13 protein-coding genes and 1 other RNA gene are annotated in these 16,264 nt (G+C 60.1%); 3 read left to right on the forward strand and 11 right to left on the reverse strand.

The features are described from left to right. Positions 1-13 precede the first annotated feature (13 nt). From NR126_RS20540 to NR126_RS20550, 3 genes are read right to left on the reverse strand one after another with little or no spacing between them, the layout of a single operon-like run. Positions 14-856, reverse strand: coding sequence for a carbohydrate ABC transporter permease (locus tag NR126_RS20540; protein WP_105754861.1), 843 nt, complete (start codon positions 854-856; stop codon positions 14-16). Next, a complete protein-coding gene (locus NR126_RS20545; RefSeq protein ID WP_027619324.1) occupies positions 853-1,815 on the reverse strand; it encodes a carbohydrate ABC transporter permease in 963 nt (320 codons plus the stop codon). Before NR126_RS20545 ends, NR126_RS20540 begins: the two co-directional genes overlap by 4 nt. Before the next feature lie 20 nt (positions 1,816-1,835). Then, entirely contained in the window at positions 1,836-3,110 is a 1,275-nt protein-coding gene (locus tag NR126_RS20550) for an ABC transporter substrate-binding protein (RefSeq protein ID WP_103394067.1), read from the reverse strand. Between the two features lie 168 nt (positions 3,111-3,278). Here NR126_RS20550 and NR126_RS20555 point away from each other — a divergent pair, with 168 nt between their 5' ends. Together NR126_RS20555 and NR126_RS20560 are read left to right on the forward strand one after the other, a co-directional pair. Next, positions 3,279-4,844 (forward strand): carbohydrate porin, encoded by a 1,566-nt coding sequence (locus tag NR126_RS20555; protein ID WP_105754859.1) that lies wholly within the window; start codon positions 3,279-3,281, stop codon positions 4,842-4,844. Positions 4,845-4,956: 112 nt separating this feature from the next. Beyond that, positions 4,957-5,865, forward strand: coding sequence for a carbohydrate kinase (locus NR126_RS20560; protein WP_027619327.1), 909 nt, complete (start codon positions 4,957-4,959; stop codon positions 5,863-5,865). A gap of 132 nt (positions 5,866-5,997) precedes the next feature. Here the strand turns inward: NR126_RS20560 and ssrA are convergent. From ssrA to NR126_RS20595, 7 genes are all read right to left on the reverse strand, one after another. Then, positions 5,998-6,395, reverse strand: a transfer-messenger RNA (tmRNA) gene (gene ssrA / locus NR126_RS20565). 97 nt (positions 6,396-6,492) lie between these two features. Then, entirely contained in the window at positions 6,493-6,765 is a 273-nt protein-coding gene (locus tag NR126_RS20570; protein ID WP_105754842.1) for a hypothetical protein, read from the reverse strand. A gap of 220 nt (positions 6,766-6,985) precedes the next feature. Continuing rightward, complete coding sequence (locus NR126_RS20575) at positions 6,986-9,796, reverse strand: FAD-binding and (Fe-S)-binding domain-containing protein (protein WP_105754841.1); 2,811 nt, start codon at positions 9,794-9,796, stop codon at positions 6,986-6,988. After that, a complete protein-coding gene (locus NR126_RS20580) occupies positions 9,793-10,464 on the reverse strand; it encodes a lactate utilization protein (protein ID WP_027619330.1) in 672 nt (223 codons plus the stop codon). Before NR126_RS20580 ends, NR126_RS20575 begins: the two co-directional genes overlap by 4 nt. Then, complete coding sequence (locus NR126_RS20585) at positions 10,464-11,918, reverse strand: LutB/LldF family L-lactate oxidation iron-sulfur protein (protein WP_256830992.1); 1,455 nt, start codon at positions 11,916-11,918, stop codon at positions 10,464-10,466. Before NR126_RS20585 ends, NR126_RS20580 begins: the two co-directional genes overlap by 1 nt. Continuing rightward, on the reverse strand, positions 11,915-12,739 hold the full coding sequence (locus NR126_RS20590) for a (Fe-S)-binding protein (RefSeq protein WP_027619332.1): 825 nt from the start codon (positions 12,737-12,739) through the stop codon (positions 11,915-11,917). The genes NR126_RS20585 and NR126_RS20590 overlap by 4 nt, the downstream gene beginning before the upstream one ends. Positions 12,740-12,887: 148 nt before the next feature. Continuing rightward, a complete protein-coding gene (locus NR126_RS20595; protein WP_256830995.1) occupies positions 12,888-14,582 on the reverse strand; it encodes a lactate permease LctP family transporter in 1,695 nt (564 codons plus the stop codon). A 261-nt stretch (positions 14,583-14,843) separates the two neighbouring features. Here NR126_RS20595 and NR126_RS20600 point away from each other — a divergent pair, with 261 nt between their 5' ends. After that, positions 14,844-15,611, forward strand: a complete 768-nt coding sequence (locus NR126_RS20600; RefSeq protein ID WP_027619334.1) for an FCD domain-containing protein — start codon at positions 14,844-14,846, stop codon at positions 15,609-15,611. 54 nt (positions 15,612-15,665) lie between these two features. Here NR126_RS20600 and smpB read toward each other — a convergent pair whose 3' ends face one another. Then, a complete protein-coding gene (gene smpB / locus NR126_RS20605) occupies positions 15,666-16,148 on the reverse strand; it encodes an SsrA-binding protein SmpB (protein ID WP_027619335.1) in 483 nt (160 codons plus the stop codon). Positions 16,149-16,264: the final 116 nt, after the last annotated feature.

Genomic DNA, 16,264 nt, shown 5'->3' on the forward strand with positions numbered 1-16,264 from the left:
TCTTTGTTGGGCATCAACCCTTTAACGCGCCGGCAGTGAGACCGGAAACGATTCGGCGCTGGAAGATCAACACCAGAATCACCAGTGGGACGGTGACCAGCACCGAGGCGGCCATCAACAACCCCCAAGGCAACTCGTGGGGGCTGCCGCCGGAAATCAGGGCAATGGCGACCGGCACTGTGCGTTGCGTGTCGGTGAGGGTGAAGGTCAGGGCAAACAGGAACTCGTTCCACGCGGCGATGAACGCCAATAAGCCAGTGGTGACCAGTGCGGGCCAGAGCAGCGGCAACAGCACCCGGGTCAACGTGACCCAGGGGGACGCGCCATCCATGATTGCCGCTTCCTCCAGTTCGTGGGGCAGTTGTCCCATGAACGTAGTCAGTACCCAGACGGTGAAGGGCAGGGTGAAAATCGTGTAGCTCAGGATCAATGCCCAGGACGTGTTGTACAGGCCCAGCGCGCGAATCACCTCGAATAGCCCCGACAGCACCGCGACCTGGGGAAACATCGACACGCCCAGGACCATCATCAAGACCACGCCGCGGCCACGGAACTTCACCCGGCCCAAGGCATAGGCGGCGGTCAGGCTGAGGAATAGCGCCAGCATCACCACGGACAGAGCAACCACCAGCGAGTTACCGATTGCCTGCAGGAACGAGGCTTGATGCAGCACTGCAGCGTAATTGGAGAAGTCGGGGTTTTTGATCCAGTAGCTCACCTCGAACAAGGCGCTGGACGGCTTCAGCGACGTCACGATGGCGTAGTAGAAAGGGAAGACCGCATACAGCAGCAATACCCCGATCAGGCACCAGAAACCGAGGCGCAACAGTGCTTTTTTCAGTAGACGCGGGCTCATGAGCGCACCTCCAATTGACGACGTCCGAGGTAGAGGTAAAGCAGGGCGATGACCGCAACCACCAGGAACAGCAGCGTCGAGGCCGCGCTGCCGTAGCCGACGTCCTGAAACTCCACCAGATGCTGGCGGGCGTAGACCGACATACTCATGGTGCTCGATGAGTTCGAGGTCAGCACGTAGATAACGTCGAATACCCGCAGCGAGTCGAGGATGCGGAAGATCGCCGCCACCAGCAGGGCGGGCATCAGCAGGGGAAGCGTGACACGCCAGAACACCCTCAGCGGGTGAATGCCATCGACCCTGGCGGCCTCGTAGCAATCGCTCGGTAACATCTGCAAGGCCGCCAGCATCAGCAGCGTGACAAAAGGTACGGTCTTCCAGACATCGACGATAATCACCGCCCACATCGACAGATCCGCATCGGCCGTCCAGGCCAGGGGCGCATCAATCAGGCCGAGGCTGAGCATCATGTGATTGATGATGCCGAACTGGTCGTTCAGCATCCATGACCAGATTTTCGCCGAGACAATGGTTGGAATTGCCCAGGGAATCAGAATCAACGCACGCACCAGAGAGCGTCCGGTGAACTTGACGTTGAGCAGCAACGCCACCAGCAATCCCAGGACGATTTCCAGGCCCACCGACACCACGGTGAAATGCAAGGTGTTGCGCACCGCGTTCCACCATTGAGGATCAACCAGGATGCCCGACCAGGAGGAACCGTTGTGGAACAGGTAATTGCTCAAGCCGACGAAGGATCCGCCATCGGTGTCCGCCAGGTTGGCGTCGGTCAGGCTGAACCAGAATGTGCGCAGTAGCGGCCAGGCTGCCACCAGGGCCAGACACAGCAGCATGGGTGTCAGAAACAACCAGGCAGCGCGCACTCGGCGACGTTGTACGGGCGTTTCCCGGGTGAGCAGGAGCTCGTCACCGGGGGCATGGGTAGCGGAGACAGACATGGTGGTTTCCTTCCTTTGACTTACCAGTTCCGGCGTTTGATGCGTGTGAGTTCGCTTTCCAGGTCGGCCAGCGCCTGATCAACAGGCAGCTCGCCCGCCAGCACGCCATGCACTCGATCGAAGAACGCATTGGAGACCCGTGGATAGCGATCGGCAGTGACTGAGGCGGGGCGCATGACTCCAGCGTTGAGAATGCTGTGCAGTTGGCTGTAGTAAGGCATTGCCGCGAGCAATTCGGGGTCCTGGTAGAGCGACTCGACAACCGGGTTATAGGCGCCTATCAGGGCACGACGTTTTTGCTCTTGGGCACTGCTCAGGTAGCTCACCAGCTCGGCGGCAAGTTTTGGCTGGGCGCTGTAACGCGATACCGCCAAGCCCCAGCCACCGAGGGTTGATGCATGGCTGCCAGCATCGCCGCCGCGGGGCAGGGGCGCGACGCCGACCTTGTCTTTTACGGCGCTGTCCTGGCTTTGCACCAAGGCCCAGACATACGGCCAGTTACGCATGAACAGCGCATTTCCCGACTGGAATACGCCACGGCCTTCTTCCTCGGTGTAATTGAGCACGCCCCGTGGGGAGATGTCGCCGACCCAGCTTTTCGCCAGGGTCAGCGCCGTTCTCGAGGCCTGACTGTTGACCACGATATCGCCTCGTGAATTGACCAGCCCGCCTTCCGGTTGGCTGCTGATCCACTCCAGCGCATTGCAGGTCAGGCCTTCGTAGGCGCGCCCTTGAAAGATGTAACCCCACGCATTGGGGTTCCCGGCCGTGCGCTCGGCCTGTTGAATACTCCTGGCGGTAGCGGTCATTTCCTCCCACGTCTGGGGAACCGGCAGGTTGTACTTCTCGAGCAAGTCCTTGCGGTAATACAGCAAACCCGAGTCGGTAAACCACGGCATCGTCACCAGCCGTCCGTTCACCGTGGCGTTATCCACCTGTGCCTGGAAATAGCCTTGGGTTGCATTGGCTGGCAGCACCTCGCGCAGATCCATCAGGTGTTTGGCGAGCATCCCAGGCCAGACCATATCGATTTGAATGATGTCGATGTCGGCGGACTGCGCACTGAGGATCTGCTGGTAGAACGACAACCTCTCGGTCGCCGAATTCGGCGTGGAAACCACCTCGACATGGTGACCGGTCTGTTTTGACCATGCCTCGACAGCCTCCTTGCACAGTTGCAATTCCGCACCCACCGCACCGCAGGAGATCGTCAGATCGGCTGCGTTCGAGAGGGAGGGAAGCCCGGCACAGAGGGTGAGCAGTGCTGCTGGAAAGAGAGATTTGAGCAGTTTCATAAAGGCCCCTTTATTTTTGTTTTTATAAAAGTTAACGTTAACATCGCCAAATGTAGCAGCGTATTTGCGATGAGGCATCCTTTTTTTCGTGGTTTCTGACAAATCGTCATTCGCGAAAAAAGGCCAGTCGCGGCAGCAACAACAATAAAAACAACACAGGAAATCCACATGCAGAAAGCATCAAGCTGGCTACTCGCAGGTGTGCTTGGCACCTCGGCGGCAACCTCCCAGGCCGCGACGCTGGAACAACGCATGGCCGCGTTTGAAGCCCGTGCCAGTGCAGCGGAACAACGCGCTGCCGCCGCCGAGCAGCAAACCCAGGCACTTGCCAGAGAATTGCAACAGATCAAACTGGCCACTCCCGCCTTGCAGCCCGCAGCGTCGACGGCTGCAGCCAGTTCGGCGCCGGCCCTGGACACCCGAGTGGCAAAACTCGAAGCCCGTCAGCAAAGCCTGGAAAAACAGGGCAGCAGCGGACATCTCACCGACGGCTTCAGCTTCAAGGGCTATGCCCGTTCCGGATTGCTGGTCAACGATGGGCTCGGTGGTGGTCGTGGCGGCCCTTACACAACCCCTGCCGGTTCAGTCGGTGGTGCCGTCGGACGACTTGGCAACGAAGACGACACGTACATGCGCATAGACCTGTCGAAAGAGACCTATGCGCAAAACGGCACCCGTGCCAAATTCACCGTGTCCATCGCCGATGGCGTGGAGAGTTCCAACGACTGGACGGCCGACGAGAGCAACCTCAACGTGCGTCAGGTATTCACTGAACTCGATCATCTCGCCGCCTTCAAGGGCAACTCCGTGTTCGAGAACTCCACCTTGTGGGCAGGCAAACGATTCGACCGGGATAACTTCGATATCCACTGGCTGGACTCGGACGTCGTCTTCCTGGCCGGCACCGGCGGTGGCATCTACGATGTGCAGATGAACCCGGACTGGCGTTCGAATTACTCCCTGGTCGGGCGTAACTACGGCGATTTCAGTGAGGGCGGTGTCGATGCCGATGTGGAAAGCTACATCCTGACTTCCAACCAGTTCTTCGACAGGGGGCAGTGGCAGTGGATGTTCAATGCCATTGGTGCAAAGAAAAACGACATTTCCATCCGCAGCAATGAAGCGGGTCTGTCGCCTGCGGATTCCGGTTTGCAGAGCATGCTGGTCAATCACCAGAAAGACTTTTTCGGCCGGCAAGGCTTCTTCAAGACGGCGCTGCTCTATGGGCAAGGCCTGGGGGCAGAGGTCAAGAACATCGGCTCGGATGGCGAACTGATCGACGACGCCCGCGCTCTGCGATTGGCGGTTTACGGCGAGACACCGATCGCGCCGGGCTGGCGCATCGGCCCCAGCCTGTTGGCCGAGCAAAGCAAGGACCGGTACGTCAAGGGTGACGATTACCGCTGGATGACCCTGAACGTACGGTTGGCCAATGAAATCAACCGCAATTTCGAGATGGCCTACGAAGTGAGCTGGCAAACCATGGACCTCGACCCCAAGGGCTACCTGCAACGTAATGCGGTCGACGGTGACTTCTGGAAATTCACCATCGCCCCGACATTCAAGCCGGATGTTGGCGACCTGCTCACACGTCCCGAACTGCGCGTGTTCGCAAGCCTCATGGACTGGTCTTCGGACCTGGACAGATACAGCACCTCTGACTCCTTCGGCAGGTCGGACTTCAGTGCTGGAGGCGTGTGGCAGTACGGCATACAGATGGAAACCTGGTTTTAATACTTGAACGCGTCCGGCCAACACCAAGACGCCAAGGCGTATTGAGTCAGTGATTACCGGTCGAAGCTGATTAGCCAGCAGTTACCTACGAAAAAGTATTGAGGAAATGACGATGGTATTGCCGCGCGCATTAGTATTTGGCGAAGCTCTGACCGACCTTGTCCAAGGCACTCCTGGACAGTGGAAGGGCTACCCAGGTGGTGCTCCATGGAACGTTGCACGAGCGCTAAGTCGCTTGGGTGTTGGCTGCGCTTTTGCTGGGTCGGTGAGCATGGACTCACTGGGTGACGAGATAGTTTTGCAGTCGGAAGCGGCAGCGTTGGATATGAGGTTTATCCAACGGGTAGACCGAACTCCTTTGGTCGCCATCGTTCCATCAAGCAGCCCTCCAAAATACTTTTTTGCTGGAGATGCCGATCTGTTTTTTGATCCCGATCTAATGCCCGAGGGATGGATCAACCAAGCAGAGCTGTGTCATTTCAGCTGCATCAGTTTGGCTCGACAGCCACTCGCAGACAGGCTGGTTAACATTGCTCAGCAGGCAAAAGAAGCGGGTAAACGGATTAGTTATGATCCGAACTGGCGCAATTTAATGGATGGCCATTATCGGGAGCATACCTTCCCTACGATGACGACCCTTGCTGACATGATTAAGCTTTCCGACGAAGACCTTCGGCACATTTATCCAGGGCTGACCGAACACCAGGCAATGGATGAGCTTCGCGCTCTCAACCCTCAGGCGCATATCTTGTTTACCCGAGGGGAGCACGGGATGATTCTCCACACCCCGGACAGCCAACTCGAGCAGCCGGCTATTGCCGTGAAAGTGCAAGACACGGTGGGAGCAGGAGACGCTTGTATGGCGGGTTGGTTGGCGGCGGACTTGCTGGGGATCTCAGACTTGAGCGCGCGCCTGCGATTTTCAGCGGCTTGCGCCTCCATCTCTTGCCGCTATCCCGGAGCCCATGCTCCAGCGCTAACTGAGGTGGAAGGTTTGCTGCGGGTGATAGCAGGTACCTGATCATGGTTGATGGTGCCGGGGAATTGTCTGGGTATGCGGGAATTCAAAAGCCCCTGGCAGCGCTGAGATCCGTGTATTTACTGGATTTGAGGCACAAAAAAAGACGTCCGTGGACGTCTTTTTTGGATCATTTGGTGGAGCCGGGGGGATTTGAACCCCCGTCCGCCAGTACTCCGCTGTCGGTACTACATGCGTAGCCGTGTCTATTAAGTTAACCCTCAGCGACCCGACGGGCAGGGTGCTTTGGGCGAGTTGTGTAAGTTTTAGCCGCTTCGTCCACAACGTACTGCACGGCGATTCTGTTCTATATGACAATCACTTTGGGTTTACAGACATCCCCTGGTGATTGCTGGACCCGAAGGTACCAGAAGCTCAGGATCTAAGGCTGCTTACGCAGCGATAGCGAATTCCTGGCCGTAGTTTTCGTCATTGGCAACTATAAGAAGTTGCAACAGTGGATTTACGAGTTCTGTTACCAACTCGGCATGCACCTAAAGTTTCGCAACCAGCGTCGAATCCAAAACGGCCCCGAGCCTGCTGCTCTGCGAAACATTTTGAGCAGCAAGCCTGCGTAGTGTACGCCAACGCGGGGGATAAGGCCAACCCGAAGGTTGGCCTGCGCATGCATCAGCCTTTGCTAGGTTCGCGGAGCTGGATTTTTTCCAGCATGCCGGTGGAGATGGCGATGCAGTCCTTGTCGTTGCCGGCAGCCTGGGCTGCTTTGGCTTTGTCCAATGCAGCTTTGACGTTGTCGAGGGAGTTTTCACCGACAGCCATCCCGGCGTCGACGGTATTCTGGAGTTTCTGGATGTTGGTGGCGCACAGATCTTCCGCAGCAAACACCGGTGAGGCCAACAGTGCCGCGGTGATGAACATTCCAGCCAATGCAGAGTGCTTCATGGGTATCTCCTTGTGCATGAGGGCTCGGTGCGGCCGGTCGATGGGGCTGCTGGCCGAGGGGGGCTTTAAGCTCTTTGGCAGGGCTTAGCTAAATGACTATAGCCGGGCGTAGGAATTCGGTTTTTTTTTGCTTGGTTGATGGGGGGAGGGGTGGGCTTGCTGGCGAAGGGCGTCAACGGAGGCGCGTTATCGTTGACGTTTTTCGCTGGCAAGCCAGCTCCTACAAGGGGCGGGGTTGGGTTACGCGGTCTACGAGGTAGACCAGGCTGTGGTAGTCGATGCCGCCGTGTTGGGTCAGGCCGATTTCGCAGGTGCGGCTGGTGGAGATGCCTTCGCTGCAGTACTGCACGGCGTCCTTCAGGCTGCGCAGGGAGTGGGCGTTGAGTTCCGGGGTGGTGAAGCCTTTGTCGCCGGCGAAGCCGCAGCAGTGGATGCCTTCGGGGATGACGACGTTGTTGCTGCAGCGTCGGGCGAGGTCGATCAGTGCCTGGCTTTCGCCCAGGTGCTGGGTGCTGCAGGTCACGTGCACGGCGATCGGCGCGTCCTGTGGGGTGAAGTCCAGGCGCTGCATCAGGTGGGTGCGGATGAAGCGCACCGGGTCGTACATATCGAGACGGACTTCGCCCAGGTCCTGGACCAAGCGCAGGGTGCAGGGGCTGGTGTCGCAATAGATCGGATCAAGCCCGCCGCGACTGGCGTGCAGCAGCGCGCCGAGCAGTTCCTGGCGCTTGTGTTCGGCCTGTTCGGCGTAGCCTTTGGAGGCGAACGGCTGGCCGCAGCACAGGCTGTCGAGGTTATCCGGGAGGACTACCTGATAGCCGGCTTTTTCCAGCAGGCCACGGGTTTTGTCGTACAGCGACATCTGCTCCTTATCACCCGCCGCCGGGCCCATGGCGCGTGAGACGCAGGCCGGCAGGTAGACCACCCGGGGGCGCTGGTCGTTGATCGTCGGGCTGAAACGGATGGCCCGTTCCGGCTGCGGCATGGCGTTGGTCCACTGCGGGATTTGTCCCTTGGATAGCTTGTTCAGGCTCGCCGTCAGCTTGCTCAGGCGCGGCGCACCCAGGAGCATGCGCGCACCGTTGGCGACGTGCAATGTGAAGCGCGCGCCTTGCAGGGCGGTGGCGAAATTGCTCTCAATCCAGTTGGCGGTTTTCTGATGGGTAGCGGTGCGCGCCCGCAGTTTTTTCACCAGCTCGCCGGTGTTGATGCCTACCGGGCAGCGTTGCGCACAGAGGCCGGTGGCGGCGCAGGTGTCGAGGCCCTGGAATTCGTAGGCCTGTTCCAGCTCTTGGGTGTTGATGCCGGCGCGCTTTTTCGCCTGGATGTCGCGCCAGATCACGATGCGCTGACGCGGGCTCAGGGTCAGTCCTTTGGACGGGCAGACCGGCTCGCAGAAGCCACATTCAATGCACTTGTCGACGATCTCGTCGGCGGCCGGCAGAGGTTTCAGGTGCTTGAGGTGGATCTGCGGATCCTCGCTGAGGACCACGTCCGGGTTGAGAATACCGTTGGGGTCGAGCAGGCGCTTGAGCTGCCACATCAACTGGTAGGCATCGCTGCCCCATTCCAGTTCGACGAAGGGCGCCATGTTGCGCCCGGTGCCGTGTTCGGCTTTCAGCGAACCACCGAACTCCACGGCCACCAGTTGCGCGACGTCGTCCATGAACGCCTGGTAGCGTGCGACTTCTTCCGGGTTGTTGAAGCCTTGGGTGAAGACGAAGTGCAGATTGCCTTCCAGAGCATGTCCGAACAGGATCGCTTCGTCGTAATGGTGTTTGTCGAACAGCTCGATCAGGCGGTTCACGCCGATGGCCAGTTGCTCTACCGGGAAGGTCACGTCTTCGATGATCACTGTGGTGCCGGTCTTGCGCACCGCGCCAACGGCCGGGAAGGTGTCTTTGCGGATCGCCCAGAGCCGCGCGTTTTCCGCCGGGTCTTCGCTGAAGTCGACTTGCTTCTCCACCGGGAATGCCGCCAACGAGGCCATGATCTGCGCCAGTTGTTCGTGCAACAGCGCAGAAGAGGCGGCGCGGGATTCGATCAGCAGCGCGCAGGCGTTGTTCGACAGCTCGCGGACGAAGGCCGGCATCCCGGGTTTGTCCTGCACTGAGCGCAGGCTGCGGCGGTCGAGCAATTCGACGGCGGAAACCGGTTGGTTTTTCAGCACGGAAACGGCGTTGCAGCAGGTTTCCACATCCGGGAAAACGATCAGCGCCGACGCCTTGTTCGGGTGGTCGAGCACGGTGTCGTAGGTCACCGCGCTGATGAAGCCCAGGGTGCCTTCGGAGCCGACCAGCAGATGGCTCAAGATATCCACAGGCTCGTCGTAATCCACCAGGGCGTTGAGTGACAGGCCGGTGGTATTTTTCAGACGGTATTTGTGGCGAATTTTTGCAGCGAGATCGGTGTTGGCGCGGGTCTCGCGGCCCAGTGTTGCCAGGCGTTCGAGCAGGTCGGCGTGGCTGGCGCGGAAGGCGGCGACGCTGCTGGGATCTTCGGTGTCGAGACGGCTGCCATCGGCCAGCACTAGGCGAATCCCTGCCAGGGTGTGATAGGTGTTTTGCGCGGTGCCGCAGCACATGCCGCTGGCGTTGTTGGCGACGATGCCGCCGATCTTGCAGGCATTGATCGACGCCGGATCCGGGCCGATCTTGCGCCCGAACGGCGCCAGCCAAGCGTTGGCCTGGGCGCCAATGACGCCGGGCTGCAGGCGAATCTGCGTGCCTTGGTGGCGAATCTCGCGGCCGTTCCAGTTATCGCCGAGTACGATCAGCACCGAGTCGCTGATGGCCTGGCCGGAAAGGCTGGTGCCGGCGGCGCGGAAGGTCACGGGGACGCGGTCGCGCTGGGCCAGGTGCAGCAGGGCGACCACTTCGTCTTCGGATTCGACGCGGATCACCAGCTGCGGGATCAGCCGGTAGAAGCTGGCATCGGTGCCAAAGGCCAGGGTTGAGAGCGGGTCGTCGAAGCGTCGCTCCTGGGGAATCAGTTGCTGCGCATCTCGCAGGAAAGCCGCTGGTAATGTCATTGGTCCTCCAGGATCAGCACCACCAGGTCTTTCGGGCCATGGGCGCCGTAAGCCAGGACTTGTTCGATGTCAGCGGTTTTCGACGGGCCGGACACCAGCAAGGCGTTGGTCGGCATGCCCTGGGCCCAGTTGAACTCCTGCTGCACCTGATAGAAGTTGTCGCGGATTTCGCTGGCCTTGAGCAGGGCGAAATGCACCGGAGGCACCAGGCTCATCAGGCGCGGTTCTTCGCGAGTCGGCCAGATAATCAGGCTACCGGTGGCGGCGATGGCGCCGAGGGTAGTGGTGAGGCTGGCCGGGGTGTCGTTGAACAGTTCGGCTTTCCATTCTTCCACGGGACGGTCGTAGGCTTTCAGTGTCGGCAGTGCAGGTTGGTTCGCCCAATGTTGTACGACACGTTGTCCATGGGCCGTACTCGGTGCGATCAACAGGCTGGGAATCTGCCGATCCAGCAGCAATTGCCCGAGCAGTTGTGGCCAATTGGCGCCTGAGGTCAGGTGGATTTCGGTGTGCACCGCTTCCATAAGCTTGCGCAGCTGTGGGATGCGTTGCTCAGCGGTGTAGGTGTAAGGCTCGGTCACCAGCGCTTCGTCGAAATTGTCGACGACCGGCGTAGTCCCGCTGAGGCTGTTGCGCAGCTTGGCGAGGATGTTTTGTTTGGCACTCATCAACGATCTCCCTGTTTGGCCAAATGCTCGCGGGCCATGTCGTGCAGCGAGCGAGCGGCCGGTTTCGGCGCGCTGTGGTTTTGCGTCCAGGGGCCGACATTGTTCGGCGCGAGGGCGCGCAGGCGGGTGGCGAGCACGGTGAACAGGCGATACAGCTTCGGCGAGCTGTTGAGCCGCGCCCAGGCGTTCCAGATCAGGCGTTCCTTGCGCGAATATTTGCTGCCCTGGCCGCGCATCACTTGGTGCGGGCTGTCCGGGGCCTTGACGTTTTCTTCGCGCAGGCGCCGCAGCAGAGCCGGTATCGGAATTTTTACCGGGCACACTTCGCCGCAGGCGCCGCATAGCGACGAGGCGCTCGGATGGTCCGGGACTTTTGCCAGGCCGACCATGTGCGGGGTGATGATCTTACCGATCGGTCCCGGGTAGACCTCGCCATAGGCGTGACCGCCGATGCGGGTGTAGACCGGGCAGTGGTTCATGCAGGCGCCGCAGCGGATGCAGTTGAGGGTCTGGCGCAGTTCGCTGTCGGCAAACGCCTGGCTGCGGCCGTTGTCCAGCAGCACCAGGTGCACTTCTTGCGGGCCGTCGAGTTCCTCGGCCTTGCGCGGGCCGGAGATCATGTTGACGTAAGTAGTGATCGGCTGGCCGAGGGCCGAGCGGGTCAGCAACGACAGCAGCGGCACCACGTCACGCAGGTTTTCCACGACTTTTTCAATGCCGGTGACCGCGATGTGGACCGGCGGCACGGTGGTCGACATGCGGCCGTTGCCTTCGTTTTCCACCAGCAGCAGGGTGCCGGTTTCGGCCACCGCGAAGTTGACGCCGGAGACGCCGATGTCGGCTTCGAAGAATTTCTGCCGCAAGACTTTGCGACCGATCTGAATGAGTTGGTCAACGTCCTTGGTGTATTCCACGCCAAGTTTGTCGTGGAACAAGGACGCGACCTGACCGGCATTCTTGTGGATCGCCGGCATAATAATGTGTGAAGGCTTCTCGTGGTCGAGCTGGACGATGAACTCGCCCATGTCCGATTCCAGGCATTCAATGCCCTGTTCAGCGAGGACATGGTTCATTTCCATCTCTTCGCTGACCATCGATTTGCCCTTGATCACTTGCCGCGCCTCGTGAGCGCGGATGATCGAAAGGACGATGCCATTGGCCTCGTCCACCGTTTCCGCCCAGTGCACGGTCACACCGTTGCGGGTCAGGTTCTGTTCCAGTTGCTCGAGCAGGTCGGGCAATTTGGAGAGCGCGCGGGCTCTTACTGCATTGCCCAGGACGCGCAGGTGTTCTCTTTCATGGGCATCGCTGAACGACGTTGCCCGCTTGGTCATCAGTGAATCCATGGCACTGCGAAAGTTATTGCGCAGTTGCTGGTCACCCAGGGCGGTATGGGCCCGGGTGCGAAAATCTTCCTCAACGGCGACCGTCGGGATCAAGGTCGAGGCGCTCATCGGGCACCTCCGGTACGTTGCCAGATGAAACTGGCCAGGTGTTGGCCGCGCAACGCTTGCTGCTGTTTTTCCAAGGCGCCATTGATATTCATCAGGCAGCCGCAATCGGCACTCAGCACCTGGTGTGCGCCGGATTCCCTCAGGGCGCGGGTCTTATCGGCGACCATCGCTCCGGAAATGTCTGGCATACGGACGCTGAAAGTCCCACCGAAGCCACAGCATTCGCTTTCATGGCTGTGTTCGACTCGCTCCACGTTGCCCAGTTGCGCCAATAACTCGCGACCGTGCAGGTGGGTGTTCATTTCCCGGCGCGCCGAGCACGAGGTGTGCAGGGCCACCTTGACCGGCTCACCGCTGTCCTTGAGCTGCACCTTGCAGACAAACAGCAGGAATTCCGCCAGTTCATAGGTCCGGGCCGCCAGGGCCTGGACTTGTTGCAATGTCTGCGGCTCGTCCTTGAACAAGTCGGCGTAATGTTCGCGCAGCATGCCGGCGCAGGAACCGGACGGCACCACCACCGGGTAGTCCCCGGCAAACAACGCCAGTTGCGAGCGCGCCACGGTCCTCGCCTGCTCGGTGTAACCCGAGGTGTAGGCCGGTTGGCCGCAGCAGCTTTGCCCTTGCGGGTACTCCACGCGAATGCCTTCGCGTTCCAGCAGGTGAATCGCGTCCATCCCGGCTTCGGGATAGAACAGGTCGACCACGCAGGTGCCGAACAGGTAGACCCTCTGCGGTTTTTCGCTGGGGTACTGACGCGGTTCGCGCAGGGGCGGGGCGACACGGGTCGCATTGGGCACGGCGTTGTAGAAAAGCTCGCTCATCAGGCGTGTCTCCGGGTGGTCCCGGTTATCCGTCGGCGGCGGTTGCTGACACTAAAGCAACAAGCTTTCAGCAACCTTGCAGACCGGGTGGTGAGTCGCAGACGCCGGGAACGTGGCCCGGCGTCGGTTCTTTCGTGTTGCGTGCTGCTTAGTGCACCAGCATGCCAGTGAACCAGTAAGCCTGGGCCAGGGTGATCAGGCCGACAATGGTTGCAAAGAATAGGCTGTGCTTGAGGGTGAAGCGGAACAGATCCGATTCCTTGCCCACCAGACCGGTCGCGGCGCAGGCCACGGCGATCGATTGTGGCGAGATCATTTTGCCGGTCACGCCACCGCTGGTGTTGGCGGCGACCAGCAAGGTGTCGTTGACGCCGATCTGGTGCGCGGTGGTGGCTTGCAGCGAGCTGAACAGGGCGTTGGACGAGGTGTCCGAGCCGGTCAGGAACACGCCCAGCCAGCCAAGGAATGGCGAGAAGAACGGAAAGGCCGCACCGGTGCCGGCCAGTACCAGGGCCATGGTCGAAGACATGCCCGAGTAGTTGGTGACGAAGGCGAAGGCCAGCACCATGCCGATCGACAGGATTGGCCAGCGCAGTTCGTAGAAGGTCTCTTTCAAAGTGGTAAGACCAGTTTTGATGTTGATCTTCAGGACCAGCATCGAGATCAGCGCGGAGAAGAAAATCGCCGTGCCGGTGGCCGAGATCGGGTCCAATTTGAATACGGCCGGGATCGCGGTCGGGTTGGTGACGATTGGCGCGACCTTGATCACCATTTGATCGAGGTGCGGGATCGCAAAGTTGAACACCCAGCTGTACATCGAGCCGCCGGCGGCGAACATCGCCTTGAACGGCTTGAGGGTCCAGATGGTCACCAGCACGGTGAGGATCAGGAATGGCGACCAGGCCTTGATGATTTCACCCAGGCTGTAGGGCGAAACCAGGGTCGCGCGTTTCAGGCCGAAACCACCGGCACTGGCGGTGACCAGGGCATCCGAGGTCACACCGGCGATCTGTGCGCCAGCGGTACGCTGTGGCTGCCAAACTTTCAGGAACAGAGTCAGGGAGATCAGGCTGGCCAGGGCCGAGGTGATGTCCGGCAGTTCAGGGCCGATGAAGTTCGAGGTGAAATACTGGGTGATGGCAAAGCTCAGGCCGGCCACCAGGGCTGCAGGCCAGGTTTCACGCACGCCGCGCAGGCCGTCCATCATGAACACCAGCCAGAACGGTACGAACAGCGACAGCAACGGCAGTTGGCGGCCGGTCATGGCGCCGATCTTGAAGGCGTCGATGCCGGTGACCTGGCCCGCGACGATGATCGGGATGCCCAGCGCGCCGAACGCGACTGGCGCGGTGTTGGCAATCAGGCACAGGCCGGCGGCGTACAGCGGGTTGAAGCCCAGGCCCACCAGCAACGCGGCGGTGATCGCGACCGGCGCGCCGAAGCCGGCGGCACCTTCCAGGAATGCACCGAAGCAGAAGCCGATCAGCAGGACTTGCAGGCGCTGGTCGTCGGTAATCGACAGCACCGAGCTGCGGATCACTTCAAACTGGCCGCTTTTGACCGTCAATTTGTACAGGAACACGGCGGCGACGATGATCCAGGCGATCGGCCAAAGTCCGTAGGCAAATCCATAGCCCGCGGCGGCGAAGGCCATGTCGACCGGCATCTGGAAGGCGAAGATCGCAACCAGGATCGACAGCGCCAGGGTAATGCTCCCGGCGACGTGACCCTTGAGGCGGAACACGGCCAAGGCCAGGAAGAAAAATACGATGGGGATGACGGCTGCGAGAGCGGACAAGCCGAGACTGCCGAGCGGGCTGTAGAGCTGTTGCCAGATTTGCATATGGGGTGGCCCCTAATTGTTGTTGGTCAGGCACTGCATAGCGGTCTTGGATAATTGGTAAGACCAATTTACAATCGCTGTGGGCTAGGTTAAAAGCCTTGTGGGCGGTGTGTCAATTTGCCGCCCTAAAACTTTTGTCGAATGAGCGGTGCAGAGATCATCTGATCCGCTCGATCAATTGCGTCCTGATAGGTGCTGGCGCGGCGCCAATGGGCCAGAATAGAGAGCCCGGCGAGGTGTCGGGATGGTGGAGAACGAGTGATGGGTTTTGATCAGGTGCGGCAGCGCCGTTTGTCCGACGATATTGTCGAGCAGCTTGAAGGCATGATCCTTGAGGGCACGCTGAAGTCCGGCGAGCGCTTGCCGGCAGAGCGCGCCCTGGCCGAGCAGTTCGGTGTGTCACGGCCGTCTTTGCGCGAGGCGATCCAGAAATTGACCGCCAAAGGGCTTCTGGTCAGTCGTCAGGGCGGCGGTAACTATGTGGTCGAATCCCTCGGATCGACCTTCAGCGATCCGCTGCTGCACTTGCTGGAAAGCAATCCCGAAGCGCAGCGCGATCTGCTGGAGTTCCGGCACACCCTGGAAGCGTCCTGTGCCTATTACGCGGCATTGCGCGCCACGGATGTCGATCGCGAGCGTCTAAGCGCGGCATTCAATGAGCTGCAGGATTGCTACACCCGCCACGATGAAGTGAGTCGTGCAGAAGAGGGCGCGGCGGACGCGAAGTTTCACCTGGCAATTGCCGAGGCCAGTCATAACGCGGTATTGCTGCACACCATTCGCGGGCTGTTCGATCTGCTCAAGCGCAACGTGGTGACCAACATCGGCGGCATGTACAAGCAGCGCACGGAAACCCGCGACATGCTGATTACCCAGCACCGGGAACTGTATCAGGCGATTATCGAAGGGCGCGCCGAGCAGGCACGCGAGGTTTCTAGCCGACATATCCTGTATGTGCAGGAAGTACTGGAAGAGGTGCGTCAGGAAGTACAGCGCATGGCTCGGGCGGAGCGGCGCAAGGGGATTTAGGCATTGTTGACGAAGGTTCCCACGCCTGGGTGGGAGCCTTCGTCAGCGGGCAAGTCAGTCTTCCTTGCCTTTGTTGCGGACTGCGCGCTGCAGTTCGCGACCGGCGTCGCGTTCGCGCTCGGTGTCACGCTTGTCGTATTCCTTCTTGCCCTTGCCCAGGGCGATCTCGCACTTGACCATGTGCTTGCTCCAGTACCAGGACAGGCAGACGCAGGCATAGCCTTTCTGCTGTACGGCAGCGGAGAGTTTTTCCAGCTCGCGCCGGTTGAGCAGCAGTTTGCGGGTGCGCACCGGGTCGGCAATGACGTGGGTGCTGGCGGTGGTCAACGGCGTGATGTGACTGCCGAGCAGCCAGGCCTCGCCATCTTTGAGCAGCACGTAACTGTCGACCAGTTGCAGCTTGCTCGCCCGCAGACTTTTTACTTCCCAGCCGGCCAGGACCAGACCAGCCTCGAACCGATGTTCGATGAAGTAATCGTGTCGCGCCTTTTTATTCTGCGCGATGGTCCCTGTTGGGTGTTTCTTCTGTTTAGCCATAGGGGCGGCATTATAGGCAGTTGCGCGTCAGTCGGCTACGGGGTTGCTGCGTGCTTGAGCGCTTTGGTTGAATCCCGGACAATGCGCGCACTTTTTTCTGGGTTGGACGTGGTAAC

Origin of the sequence: Pseudomonas sp. Pse1, from assembly GCF_024519635.1 — a bacterium.
Lineage (GTDB): Bacteria > Pseudomonadota > Gammaproteobacteria > Pseudomonadales > Pseudomonadaceae > Aquipseudomonas.

Coding starts and splice junctions, on each gene's coding strand:
- NR126_RS20590 (WP_027619332.1), bottom strand. CDS start 12,739: ATGAGCGAGCTTTTCTACAACGCCGTGCCCAATGCGACCCGTGTCGCC.
- smpB (WP_027619335.1), bottom strand. CDS start 16,148: ATGGCTAAACAGAAGAAACACCCAACAGGGACCATCGCGCAGAATAAA.
- NR126_RS20555 (WP_105754859.1), top strand. CDS start 3,279: ATGCAGAAAGCATCAAGCTGGCTACTCGCAGGTGTGCTTGGCACCTCG.
- NR126_RS20545 (WP_027619324.1), bottom strand. CDS start 1,815: ATGTCTGTCTCCGCTACCCATGCCCCCGGTGACGAGCTCCTGCTCACC.
- NR126_RS20540 (WP_105754861.1), bottom strand. CDS start 856: ATGAGCCCGCGTCTACTGAAAAAAGCACTGTTGCGCCTCGGTTTCTGG.
- NR126_RS20575 (WP_105754841.1), bottom strand. CDS start 9,796: ATGACATTACCAGCGGCTTTCCTGCGAGATGCGCAGCAACTGATTCCC.
- NR126_RS20600 (WP_027619334.1), top strand. CDS start 14,844: ATGGGTTTTGATCAGGTGCGGCAGCGCCGTTTGTCCGACGATATTGTC.
- NR126_RS20550 (WP_103394067.1), bottom strand. CDS start 3,110: ATGAAACTGCTCAAATCTCTCTTTCCAGCAGCACTGCTCACCCTCTGT.
- NR126_RS20595 (WP_256830995.1), bottom strand. CDS start 14,582: ATGCAAATCTGGCAACAGCTCTACAGCCCGCTCGGCAGTCTCGGCTTG.
- NR126_RS20585 (WP_256830992.1), bottom strand. CDS start 11,918: ATGAGCGCCTCGACCTTGATCCCGACGGTCGCCGTTGAGGAAGATTTT.
- NR126_RS20570 (WP_105754842.1), bottom strand. CDS start 6,765: ATGAAGCACTCTGCATTGGCTGGAATGTTCATCACCGCGGCACTGTTG.
- NR126_RS20580 (WP_027619330.1), bottom strand. CDS start 10,464: ATGAGTGCCAAACAAAACATCCTCGCCAAGCTGCGCAACAGCCTCAGC.
- NR126_RS20560 (WP_027619327.1), top strand. CDS start 4,957: ATGGTATTGCCGCGCGCATTAGTATTTGGCGAAGCTCTGACCGACCTT.